Below are 11,142 nucleotides of genomic sequence, written 5' to 3' on the forward strand. Positions count from 1 at the left end.
TATGAACAATGCGCCTCCTTATGCATGCAATTTCTGGAAAAATTCGTTTTCTGCGCGAGCAGCAGGGGCTCTCCGTGCGCGGGCTGGCGGAAGCCGCCGGCATCAGTGCGGCCGCACTCTCGCAACTGGAGGCGGGCAACAGCTCTCCTTCGGTGGCGACACTGGAGAAGCTCGCAGACGGGCTCGGTATAGCCGTAGCAGCCTTTTTTCTTGAGCAAGGGACTGAACAGGATGTAGAAATATTCGATCTGGATGATCGACCCAGCGTCAATCTGGGCCACGGTGGGCGATTCGTACCGCTGACCGCGCTGCATCAACCGGCCGGATTTGAACCGATGCTGGTACATCTGGAACCGGGCGGCTCGTTTGAAGAACAGAGCTACGGCATCCGCAGCGCTCACGCCTTTGTCTGGATCAGACGTGGAACGGCCATGCTGGAGTATGTGGATCGTGAATTTACGCTCTGCGAAACCCAGTCCACCTACTACGATGCACGCAAACCCCATAACTGGCACAACCGTTCGGATGAGATCTGTGAAATGCTGATGGTGCGCTCCCGATGATCTGCGATTCTAAGGTGAGTATTTAAACTGATGCACAGAGCTTCTGAAGCAGGGTCCATGCGTGCCAACCTGATGGCCGGCCTCACCGTTGGTATTGTTGCCTTGCCTCTTTCGATGGCGCTGGCCATTGCCAGTGGTGTGCCGCCACAACACGGCCTCTATACAGCTATTGTTGCCGGAATCGTGATTGCCCTGACCGGTAGCAGTCGCCTTAATATATCGGGTCCAACGGCTGCATTTGTGGTCATACTGCTTCCGATCGTGCACCAGTTCGGGCTTGGCGGGTTATTGCTGAGCGGATTTATCGCGGGTGTGATTCTGGTTGTCATGGGTTTACTCAGACTAGGGACACTGATTGAACTGGTGCCCTATCCGGTGACCGTAGGGTTCACCTCCGGCATCGCAGTGGTGATTGCAACCACCCAGCTGAAAGATTTTTTCGGACTTAGCATTGAGAGTGAAGGCCACAGCTTTGTCGATAAAGCTGTAGGGATTGTATCTGCGCTGCCGGAGTTTCAGTGGCAGGAATTGGCCATCGCCCTGTTGACGCTGTTGACCCTGCTGTTGTGGAACAGGACAGGCAGTCGGACTCCCGCCCATCTGGCAGCACTGACATTAGGTACTGTGGCTGCCTGGTTGGGCAGTCGAATGCTGGATGGCGTTTCGGTTCATACTGTTGCATCTACGTTTGAATATACGATGAATGGAATTACTGCAGGAGGCATTCCACCCATTGCTCCGCGTTTTTTCTGGCCATGGCAACAGCCCGGCCCGGATGGTGCGCCGATCGGGCTGTCATGGGAGTTGTTTGGCCAGCTTGCAGGCCCCGCCATTGCGATTGCTCTGCTGGGCGCGATTGAGTCACTGCTCTGTGCCGTCGTGTCCGACAGTATGGCCGGCACCCGCACTGATCCGAACCGTGAACTGATCGGTCATGGCATTGGCAATATGGTCGTGCCGTTTTTTGGCGGTATTCCGGCTACGGCTGCAATTGCCCGAACCGCCACAAACTTTCGCTCCGGTGCAACGAACCCGCTGGCTTCGGTGATCCATGCATTGGTCATTCTGGCCGCCATTCTCCTGCTGGCACCGTTACTGGGCCACATCCCTATGGCTGCCATGGCTGCATTGCTGATGGTGGTGGCATGGAATATGAGTGAAGCAAGACATTTCATCCATATACTGAAGGTGGCTCCGCGCCACGATATTCTGGTGCTGCTGACATGCTTCTCGCTCACTGTGTTGATCGATATGGAGGTGGCTGTCGCTGCGGGCATGGCTCTGGCTTCAGTGCTGTTTATCAAGCGCATGATCGAACTAACCGGCGTGAATCTGATTAACCCCGGACATGAGCATGCTGATGCCGATGTGCCCGAGGAGATCGTAATCTACGACATCAACGGACCGATGTTTTTCGGAGCTGCACAAAATGCATTGAAAACGCTGGTTTCTATTCGCAGCGAAGTGAAAGTTGTTGTCCTCGATTTGTCCGATGTGCCGATGATCGATATGACTGCCATGGTGGCCATGCAATCTATCGTAAACAACCTGGCAGCAAGAGGTGTATCACTGATTTTCTGTGGTTTGACGGCAGAAGTGCGGTTGAAACTGAAGCAGTCGGGTATGTTGAGTGGTGCGAGTGTTTCACTCAAACGCAATCGGGGGGACAGCATCGATGCTGCGAAAGTGATGCTGTCAGGAGAAAAAAAAGAGGGGTAATGTTGCCATCACCCCTCTGAAATCCATGAAGCGTCAGACTCAGGCTTTTTTGACGAACTCCGATTTCAGACCCATCGGGCCAATGCCGGGAATTTTGCAGTCGATGTTGTGATCGGAATCGACCAGGCGAATGTTTTTCACCTTGGTGCCGACCTTCGCAACAGATGAAGAGCCCTTGATTTTCAGATCCTTGATGATGGTGACGGTATCGCCATCGGTCAGCACAGTGCCGTTGGCATCACGCACAACGAATGCGTCGCTCTCTTCGGCTGCAGCCTGATCGCTGGCCGTCCACTCATGCGCACATTCCGGACAGACAAGCATGCCACGGTCTTCGTAGGTATATTCTGAACTGCACTGCGGGCAATTGGGTAATCCACTCATTTGTTAACCTCATAAAACGGGTGCCGATTCCGGCACCACCGGATAATGGCGCGCACTCTCTGCCTGACCCACTGCAAAAGCAAACGACCTTTCCGGATGGGGAGAATCTGCCACTGCACATCGCGCTTAAACTTGCTAGCGTTCGCCGCTTACCGGGCTTGCATTGCCCATTGATGGAGTAGATACATGAAAGTAATGGTAGTTGGTGGTGGCGGTCGCGAACATGCGCTGTGCTGGAAGCTGAAAGGCTCGCAGTCAGTTTCGGAAGTGTTTTGCGCGCCTGGTAATCCGGGCATTGCGCGTGATGCGCGCTGCGTGAATGTCGGTGCTGAAGATATTGATGGCTTGATGGAGCTCGCACTGGCAGAGAAACCTGACCTGGTAGTCGTTGGTCCTGAAGTACCACTCGTGCTTGGTTTGGGAAATCAACTGCGTGCCGAAGGTTTCCCTGTGTTTGGCCCGGACAAAGCCGCTGCAAACCTTGAGGGAAGTAAGTCATTCTCCAAGCGTCTGATGCATGAAGCGAGCGTACCAACGGCTCGCTTTGAAGTGCATGTCGATGTTGAAGAGGCGATTGAAACTATCCGTGCATGGGGTGCGCCAATTGTGGTCAAAGCATCCGGCCTCGCAGCTGGCAAGGGCGTCATCGTGGCACAAACCGAAAAAGAAGCGATTGATGCAGTACGCGATATGTTATCCGGCAACAGCTTCGGAGAGGCCGGTTCTCAGGTTGTGATTGAAGAGTTTCTGACTGGTGAAGAAGCATCATGCCTGTTTATCGTATCCGGTGACACCATTTTACCGTTAGCATCTTCGCAAGATCATAAAGCCTTGCTTGATGGTGACAAAGGTCCAAACACCGGTGGCATGGGCGCTTATTCACCAGCGCCTTGCGTCACTGAGGCGATCGCCAACGAAGTCCTGGAAACAGTTGCCCATCCAATCATCAATGCCTTGAAAAAGAAGGGTGCTGAATTTATCGGCATTCTGTATGCCGGTGTCATGCTGACTGAAGATGGTCCGAAAGCGCTGGAATTCAACGTGCGCTTTGGTGACCCTGAATGCCAACCGCTGATGAGCAGACTCAAATCCGATCTCGGTGAAGTGCTTTTGGCTGCTGCTAACAAAAAACTCGATGGTGTTGAACTTGAATGGCATGAAGGCACGGCATTATGTGTGGTTGTCTCCTCTGACGGATATCCTGCAAGTTTTGACAAAGGCCAGAGCATCGGTGGACTCGATGCCGTGGAAGCTGCAGGAACCACTGTATTTCATGCAGGTACCGCTGAAAAAGATGGCAATATCATCAATGCCGGAGGCCGTGTACTGGGCGTCACTGCAGTTGCACCAACTGTGAAAGAAGCGCAGCAGACCGTATATTCAGCACTTGAAAAACTGGATTGGCCGGGCGGGTTTTATCGCCGCGACATCGGTTACCGCGCAGTGGCAAGGGAAGCAAGCTAATTTAAGCCGTGGGTGCGGCTTAAATTGGCGCGATAGTGCAAAGCAAAAACAGCCGTGGGTGCGGCTTAAATTGGCGCGATAGTGCAAAGCAAAAACAGCCGTGGGTGCGGCTTAAATTGGCGCGATAGTGCAAAGCAAAAACAGCCGTGGGTGCGGCTTAAATTGGCGCGATAGTTTTATTTCGTTTATTGAAAGAGGTATAAAACATGGAAGCAATTAAAGTATTAATTCTAATGGGCAGCGCAAACGACATGCCTGTCATGCAGAAAACCGAAGCTGTACTGGATGAGTTCGGCGTACCGTACAAAACCATGGTGCGTTCAGCCCACCGCACTCCTGAAGCTACAGTTACAGCAATCAAGGAAGCTGAAGAAGCCGGATGCAAGGTATTCATCTGTGCCGCAGGCATGGCCGCACATTTAGCTGGCGTTGTCTGTTCGAAAACTGTGAAACCGGTGATTGGTGTGCCAATCGCATCCGGGCCGATGAATGGTGAAGATGCCCTGTTCTCTACCGTTATGATGCCTCCGGGCATGCCGGTAGCAACAGTCGGCATCAATGGTTCAAAAAATGCAGGCCTGCTGGCAGTCCAGATGCTGGCCCAGAACGATGAAGTTCTGGCTGGCAAACTGAAAGCTGATCGTGCGGCACAGGCTGAGGCCATTCTTTCTGCATAAGGCAACCATGCAATGAAAGCCACATCAAAAAAGCTGGCTGCATTAAACGCTGCAAAAACAGTCAGGCAAGGCGGGCTGATTGCCCACTATACTGATACCCTACCGGGCATTGCAGCTCATCCGCGATTAAAAAAAAGTATTCAGAGCCTTTGCCGCTTTAAACAGCGGCAGGGTCCGTTCCTGTTGCTGGCAGATTCCATTCAAACGGCCACTAAACAGATACGTTTTTTTTCTCCCGCCCTGCGCAGGCTGATTAAAACGTCATGGCCGGGGCCTGTGACCATTATTGTGCAAGCAAAACCGGGCCTGTCCAAACAGTGTTATAACAAGGCAAGCATGGCTATACGTGTCGATGCATCCATGCAGACACGCCAACTTGCTCATGCCTGCGGTGGTCTGCTGCTCTCCAGCAGCCTGAATCGACGCAGCAAGGGCTCGATGATTCCTGATCGAAAAAACCAATATCGCCTGCATCGGCTTCTTCGCAATCGCCTTGCAGGAGATGCCGGCACAGGTAAAGCCTCAACAATCTTGCGTGTATGGCGCAATGATTCCACTATGATTCGGCCATGACGGAGCCTGCATGAATGGCTAACATGCCGGCATGAATTCTTTCTCTGATCTAATCAAACAACTCTGGCAGCGCCTGGGCTCGATGTCGCTGGCCATTGTTCTACTGATGGTACTATCTCTTGCATCAGTGATTGGCACTGTTCTGCTGCAGAATCAGCAGCAGACAGATTACCTGCAACAATTCGGGCCTTTGTGGTACTGGCTGTTCCGCTCATTGGGCCTGTTCGACATGTATCACACATGGTGGTTCCTCACCCTGCTCGGTTTCCTGATGCTCTCACTTACTGCATGCCTGTGGCGTCATGTTCCTCTTATGCTCAAAGAGATGCGTAGCCATAAAGGCACCATTAATGACCGCTCGCTGAAACGTATGGAGCTCAACCAACGATGGCGGCTCGGTGATGGCATTACCATTGAAACGATGCAGGATCTGTTAAAAAAACGGCTGCATGGCTGGGAGTTCAAATCTACCGAAGAGAACGGAGTCCACTTTCTGCGTGCAGATAAGGGCCGCAAACACAAATGGGGCTACATCTCCGTGCATGCAGCCATTCTGATTGTTCTGATCGGTGGTTTCATCAGCGTTCAGTTCGGTTTTCGCGGCAATATGTCAGTTGCGGAAGGAAGCATGGAAAAGACCATCTTTTTCTCTCAAGGTACTGAGACCGCCGAGCTGGATATGCCATTTCAAGTGCGCTGTAACAGCTTTGAGATCGACTTTTTCTCAACCGGTGCACCAAAAGAATTCCGCAGCAACCTGACGATTATCGATGAAGGCAAAGAGGTGCTGACCTCAGACATCATCGTCAATGAACCGCTATTTTATAAAGGTGTATACATCTACCAGGCCAGCTTCGGTGATGGTGGCTCGGATGTAACATTCAAATTTTACCACATCGATGGCTCACAAAAAACGCGCACAGCTGCAACACAGGTATATAAAACATTAAAGGATGAAGAGTCAGACATCTCCATCGAAGTGACTGATTTCAGGCCTTACAATGTAGAAAACATATCTGAAAAGTTCGGCGAGAAAAAATTCAAGGATATCGGCCCATCGGTTGAATATGTAATGCGAGGAAATGGCTTCAAACCTGTGAAGGTAAAAGCCTATATGAATCCGTATATTGATGCCGATGGTAATAACCAAGGCTCATGGATGATGGTTTCAGTCTCCGGCGATGCCAAAGACTATGAGCCGGTTGCCCTCGGGCTTGATCTGACCAACCCGCAGGAATGGCAGTTATTCCATGCCTTTTTCACGCGCATGTCTGAGATGCAAGGCGCACGCAATGAAAAAGCCAACCTGAAAGCATTCAAGCTGGCGATGCAAGATGTTTTCGGTGACGAGCGTCCGGCTGACTTCCAGAATATGGCAGTACGCACCCTGCAGGCGGTACAGATACTGCCCAAGCTACCATGGCCTGTGATTCCCATGCTGGAAGATTATAGCCATGTTTATTATACCGGACTGCAGCTGGCAAAAGACCCGGGCATGAATATTGTCTGGGCAGGCAGTGCGATTCTGGTCATCGGCCTGTGCATCATGTTCTATCTGCCTCACCGCAAGATCTGGCTGGTCATCCGCCCTGCAGATGGCGGAACACACATAACGCTTGCGGGTTTAACCAACCGTAATCATCTCGCTTTTCAGCAGACATTTAACGATCTGTTCACAAAACTCGATGAAGAGTTCAGCCATCATAAAAACAAAGGGAGCAAGACATGAGTGCAACCACAGCTGAAGTTTCTATCTTGGGCGGTTTAAATCAGGGACGACTGGCCCTGGCCCGCTTTTACGCCTACATCGGCCTGTCTCTCGGCATCTCCGCAATGGCGTTGTACGGTGCTGATGGCTACAATGAAGATGCTTTCCTGTACCAGATTCTGAGTATGCAGGGCCTGCTTTGGGGTGGCACCGGTGCACTGATTGGTGCAGGCCTCGCGGCTACTTTATCCACCATGAAACCCGGCATGCTTGAGGGGCGCGTCGCTCCAAATACCGTGCCATGGCTCGATGGCTCATTACTCATGGTCATTCTGGCTATTATTGCCGCTCAATTTGAACCCATCGCCAGTCAGATCTCCTATGACGATCAGTCCAATCTGGTTGCCGCAGACATCATTATGACGATGAATGTTGTCTTTATTTTCTCAGCCGTTGCCTATATTGCCTACCTGTTCGCACCAGAAGTGTTTATCGGTCGCATTGCTACCGCTTCCGCCTGGTTCGGCGTTTATGCCGGTGGCACTGCGCTGTTGCTGCGCTGGCATGAATCTTACCTGTTCGACATGGATATGGGACATGCTCCGGTATCCAACCTGTATGAAGTTTTTATCCTGCTATTCATGATTACAGCAAGCGTTTATCTCTCCTTCGAGCGCCGTTATGAAGCAAAAGGTATGGGGGCATTTGTCATGGCGCTGGTTTCTGCAGGCGTATTTTTCGGCATCTGGCTCGACTCTGTAGGTCAGGCTGACATCAAACCGCTTGTACCTGCCCTTCAGTCCTACTGGATGAAGATCCATGTACCGATGAATTTCGTTGGATACGGTGCATTTGCTGTTGCCTGTGGTGCCGGCATTGCTTATCTGCTGCGTCACGGCATGGAAAATCGCGGCAGCACATCACGCATGCTGAAGGTATTACCCACACTCGAACAACTTGATCAGTTTGCCTATAAATCAGTCGCGGTAGGTTTCCCTGCATTCACACTGGCCACGATTCTTGGTGCGGCCTGGGCTGCGGAAGCCTGGGGCGGTTACTGGTCCTGGGACCCGAAAGAAACCTGGGCACTGATTGTATGGCTGGTTTACGGTGCATACCTGCATGCGCGTGTCTCACATGGCTGGCATGGCAAAGCGCTGGCATGGTGGGCGGTTGCAGGCTTCCTGGTTACCGTTTTCTGTTTCCTCGGCGTAAACATGTATCTCTCAGGCCTGCATTCATACGGTCGTCTCACATAATTCATTTTGTGCTATACTCGTGCACCAATTGGATGGGGAGTCAGGCACATGAAACCTTTGCGTAAAATTATCTTTCCGGCAGCCGGCAATGGCACCCGCTTCCTGCCTGCCACCAAGGCAACGCCGAAAGAGATGCTGACTATCGTGGACAAACCACTGATACAGTATGGCGTTGAAGAGGCTCTGGCAGCCGATATGGAACAGATCATCATGATCACCGGTCGCGGAAAACGTGCGATTGAGGATCATTTTGATATTTCGGCTGAACTGGAAACCAGCCTTAAAAACGCCGGTAAAAGCGCCCTGTACCAGGAGGTTTCACGCGTCGCACGCATGGCTGAAGTCATTTATGTGCGCCAGAAACAAGCACTTGGACTTGGTCATGCTGTTCTTTGTGCACGTCACTGGGTTGGCGATGAGGCCTTCGGTGTTTCTCTGGCCGATGAGTTGATTATCTCAGATAATCCGGCCATGCAGCAACTTCGCCAGGTTTACGATCAGACCGGCTGCTCAGTCGTTGGTTTGATGCAGGTCCCTGCTGACAAGGTCCATAAATACGGCATTGTGGCATACAAGAAAGAGAATAACGGACTGCTGCGTTTAACCGATATGGTTGAAAAACCGGCAGCAGAAGATGCACCATCTGATATGGCCATTGTTGGCCGCTATATTTTCACGCCGCGTCTGATGGACCTGTTACGCGAAGTCAGGCCCGGAAGCGGAGATGAAATTCAGCTCACCGATGCCATTGCAGCACTGGCAAAAGAACAGCCTGTATATGGTGTACTCCTTGATGGTCAGCGCTTTGATGCAGGCAACCCTGAAGGCTTTCTACAGGCCAATGCAGTGCTGGGCATGCAACACCCGCAATATGGTGAAGTCCTGCGCAAGGTACTAAAAGAACACCTGTGATTGATTCGAAAAATATTCTGGCTCTGGATACTGCCTTCGGAGAAATTTCTGCCGCCATTCTGAAAGATGGAGAGCCCTTCCTCACACGATGTGACAGTTCTACTGATGGAAAAACCCGATCCACTACGATTGTTCCGATACTGGCCAATCTACTTGCCGAGGCGGAGTTAAGCTGGGAAGAACTGGATATTCTTGCGCTTGGCGCCGGGCCAGGTGCATTTACCGGCTTGCGTGTTGCCGCAGCCACTCTGGCCGGTATCAACAGCGGTTTAAAACTGCCGATCCTGCACCTCTCTTCTCTTGCTATCACTGCCAGACAGGCAGTAACTTCAGATGAGCTATGGGTGATTGAAGATGCCCGTGCCGGTGAAGCCTTTGCCGGTTGCTATGCTGCCGGAGAAAACATTCACGCCGACCGCTGCATCACCTGGCAAGAGGTGGACTCTTTAGAGATCGATCAATTCGCCTGTCATAATGAGCCAGCCATTAACATGAATGCGTTCAAGCGCGTGCAACTGCTGATTCCGCGCTCAGCAGCTCTGCTGGCTGAAACTGAATATCTGCTCTCTGAAACACAAACCGGTCAGCTTCCTCAGTATCCTGAGCCGATCTACCTGCAACGTTCACAGGCGGAGAAGAATGCCAATGTCCAATAATCATAAAATTCGCTTGTTATTTGTCTGTCTTGGCAATATTTGCCGCTCTCCTCTGGCAGAGGTCGTAGTAAAATCCGTGGCCACAGAGCGCGGACTGAATCATTACCATATTGAATCAGCTGGCACTGGCGACTGGCATGTCGGCGGTCCTGCCGACCCTCGCTCAGCTGCCAAGGCGAAAGAGAAAGGACTCGATCTCAGCAAACATCGCGCCCAGCAGATCACCACTCAAAATTGCCATAACTGGGACTGGCTGATCGCTATGGATGCTGAAAACAGGGCCAGCCTTTTACGCATGGGTGTGCCTGAGTCGCGCATCCTGATGATGCGTCAGTTCGAAAACAGTGCGCAGATTCCTGATGTGCCTGACCCCTACTACGGCGGTGCTCACGGGTTTGAAGATGCCTACCAGATGCTGGTTGCCAATGCCGAATCCCTGCTCGACCATCTGGAGAATCAGGTCTGAATCAAGGTTAACCTGTCTTTTGTAAACCCAGAAGATATTCGACATTGCCCTTGGGGCCATGGATAGGTGATTCGGTGATACCGATAATTTCAGCCTCGTCCAGTTCAGCTTCAACCATTGCAGTCACCCGATCTCTGGCCAACTGACGATGTTCTTCATCACGTACCACGCCTCTATCGAGAAACCTTGGCTCGACCTCAAACTGGGGTTTGATTAACGCCACACACCAACCGCCTTTTTTGACGAATGGCCATGCGCACGGCAACACCTTGGTCAGGGAGATGAACGAAGTATCAATCACCAGTGCATCCACCTGTTCCGGAATCAGCTCAGACGTCAGTTTGCGCACATGCGTCTTTTCCATATTGATAACGCGTTCATCATTTTGCAGCTTGTAGTGCAGTTGGCCATGCCCGACATCTACAGCATAGACTTTTCGGGCACCGTTTTGCAGCAACACATCGGTAAACCCACCGGTTGAGGCCCCGACATCAAGTGCCACAATATCTTTGGCACTAAAGGGAAAAACTTCCAGCCCCTTTTCAAGCTTCAAACCACCGCGAGACACATAACGCAGAACCTCTCGCACCTCAATATCGGCATCTTCGACGATCATATTGCCTGCTTTGTCTGATTTCTGGCCGTTCACATAAACAAGACCAGCCATAATCAAGCGCTGCGCCAGATCAGAAGATTCGACCAATTCACGCATAACCAGCAGCTGATCCAGCCGCTTCTTCCTGACTCTGGGTTTTGCCATT

Annotated in this window: 12 protein-coding genes; 10 read left to right on the forward strand and 2 right to left on the reverse strand. The window is 51.7% G+C overall.

Annotated elements, in window-relative coordinates:
* Window positions 1-20 precede the first annotated feature (20 nt).
* A complete protein-coding gene (locus MMIC_RS05865) occupies window positions 21-563 on the forward strand; it encodes a helix-turn-helix domain-containing protein (RefSeq protein ID WP_072659535.1) in 543 nt (180 codons plus the stop codon).
* 30 nt (window positions 564-593) lie between these two features.
* On the forward strand, window positions 594-2,282 hold the full coding sequence (dauA, locus tag MMIC_RS05870) for a C4-dicarboxylic acid transporter DauA (protein WP_072659536.1): 1,689 nt from the start codon (window positions 594-596) through the stop codon (window positions 2,280-2,282).
* 39 nt (window positions 2,283-2,321) lie between these two features.
* Here the strand turns inward: dauA and MMIC_RS05875 are convergent, their stop codons facing one another.
* Window positions 2,322-2,666, reverse strand: coding sequence for a zinc ribbon domain-containing protein YjdM (locus MMIC_RS05875; protein ID WP_072659537.1), 345 nt, complete (start codon window positions 2,664-2,666; stop codon window positions 2,322-2,324).
* Window positions 2,667-2,852: 186 nt separating this feature from the next.
* Here MMIC_RS05875 and purD point away from each other — a divergent pair, with 186 nt between their 5' ends.
* From purD to MMIC_RS05915, 8 genes are all read left to right on the forward strand, one after another.
* Window positions 2,853-4,130 carry a phosphoribosylamine--glycine ligase gene (gene purD, locus MMIC_RS05880; protein WP_072659538.1) on the forward strand — a complete coding sequence of 426 codons (1,278 nt, stop codon included), beginning with the start codon at window positions 2,853-2,855 and terminating at the stop codon, window positions 4,128-4,130.
* A gap of 206 nt (window positions 4,131-4,336) precedes the next feature.
* Entirely contained in the window at window positions 4,337-4,807 is a 471-nt protein-coding gene (gene purE / locus MMIC_RS05885) for a 5-(carboxyamino)imidazole ribonucleotide mutase (protein ID WP_072659539.1), read from the forward strand.
* A 12-nt stretch (window positions 4,808-4,819) separates the two neighbouring features.
* Window positions 4,820-5,380, forward strand: coding sequence for an L-threonylcarbamoyladenylate synthase (locus MMIC_RS05890; protein ID WP_072659540.1), 561 nt, complete (start codon window positions 4,820-4,822; stop codon window positions 5,378-5,380).
* Between the two features lie 31 nt (window positions 5,381-5,411).
* Complete coding sequence (locus MMIC_RS05895; RefSeq protein ID WP_227819384.1) at window positions 5,412-7,109, forward strand: cytochrome c biogenesis protein ResB; 1,698 nt, start codon at window positions 5,412-5,414, stop codon at window positions 7,107-7,109.
* Window positions 7,106-8,347, forward strand: coding sequence for a c-type cytochrome biogenesis protein CcsB (ccsB, locus tag MMIC_RS05900; RefSeq protein WP_072659541.1), 1,242 nt, complete (start codon window positions 7,106-7,108; stop codon window positions 8,345-8,347). Before MMIC_RS05895 ends, ccsB begins: the two co-directional genes overlap by 4 nt.
* Before the next feature lie 48 nt (window positions 8,348-8,395).
* Window positions 8,396-9,259, forward strand: a complete 864-nt coding sequence (gene galU / locus MMIC_RS05905) for a UTP--glucose-1-phosphate uridylyltransferase GalU (protein ID WP_072659542.1) — start codon at window positions 8,396-8,398, stop codon at window positions 9,257-9,259.
* Complete coding sequence (gene tsaB / locus MMIC_RS05910; protein ID WP_072659543.1) at window positions 9,256-9,915, forward strand: tRNA (adenosine(37)-N6)-threonylcarbamoyltransferase complex dimerization subunit type 1 TsaB; 660 nt, start codon at window positions 9,256-9,258, stop codon at window positions 9,913-9,915. The genes galU and tsaB overlap by 4 nt, the downstream gene beginning before the upstream one ends.
* Entirely contained in the window at window positions 9,905-10,381 is a 477-nt protein-coding gene (locus MMIC_RS05915; RefSeq protein ID WP_143144887.1) for a low molecular weight protein-tyrosine-phosphatase, read from the forward strand. The genes tsaB and MMIC_RS05915 overlap by 11 nt, the downstream gene beginning before the upstream one ends.
* A gap of 7 nt (window positions 10,382-10,388) precedes the next feature.
* Here MMIC_RS05915 and MMIC_RS05920 read toward each other — a convergent pair whose 3' ends face one another.
* Window positions 10,389-11,141 carry a TlyA family RNA methyltransferase gene (locus tag MMIC_RS05920; RefSeq protein ID WP_072659545.1) on the reverse strand — a complete coding sequence of 251 codons (753 nt, stop codon included), beginning with the start codon at window positions 11,139-11,141 and terminating at the stop codon, window positions 10,389-10,391.
* Window position 11,142: the final 1 nt, after the last annotated feature.

The organism is Mariprofundus micogutta, assembly GCF_001895085.1.
GTDB classification, from domain to species: Bacteria; Pseudomonadota; Zetaproteobacteria; order Mariprofundales; family Mariprofundaceae; genus Mariprofundus; species Mariprofundus micogutta.

What these genes read in the sequence shown, in the direction of transcription:
- purD (WP_072659538.1), top strand. Translation starts at nt 2,853, where the DNA reads ATGAAAGTAATGGTAGTTGGTGGTGGCGGTCGCGAACATGCGCTGTGC.
- dauA (WP_072659536.1), top strand. Translation starts at nt 594, where the DNA reads ATGCACAGAGCTTCTGAAGCAGGGTCCATGCGTGCCAACCTGATGGCC.
- MMIC_RS05875 (WP_072659537.1), bottom strand. Translation starts at nt 2,666, where the DNA reads ATGAGTGGATTACCCAATTGCCCGCAGTGCAGTTCAGAATATACCTAC.
- ccsB (WP_072659541.1), top strand. Translation starts at nt 7,106, where the DNA reads ATGAGTGCAACCACAGCTGAAGTTTCTATCTTGGGCGGTTTAAATCAG.
- MMIC_RS05865 (WP_072659535.1), top strand. Translation starts at nt 21, where the DNA reads ATGCATGCAATTTCTGGAAAAATTCGTTTTCTGCGCGAGCAGCAGGGG.
- galU (WP_072659542.1), top strand. Translation starts at nt 8,396, where the DNA reads ATGAAACCTTTGCGTAAAATTATCTTTCCGGCAGCCGGCAATGGCACC.
- MMIC_RS05915 (WP_143144887.1), top strand. Translation starts at nt 9,905, where the DNA reads ATGTCCAATAATCATAAAATTCGCTTGTTATTTGTCTGTCTTGGCAAT.
- purE (WP_072659539.1), top strand. Translation starts at nt 4,337, where the DNA reads ATGGAAGCAATTAAAGTATTAATTCTAATGGGCAGCGCAAACGACATG.
- MMIC_RS05890 (WP_072659540.1), top strand. Translation starts at nt 4,820, where the DNA reads ATGAAAGCCACATCAAAAAAGCTGGCTGCATTAAACGCTGCAAAAACA.
- MMIC_RS05920 (WP_072659545.1), bottom strand. Translation starts at nt 11,141, where the DNA reads ATGGCAAAACCCAGAGTCAGGAAGAAGCGGCTGGATCAGCTGCTGGTT.
- MMIC_RS05895 (WP_227819384.1), top strand. Translation starts at nt 5,412, where the DNA reads ATGAATTCTTTCTCTGATCTAATCAAACAACTCTGGCAGCGCCTGGGC.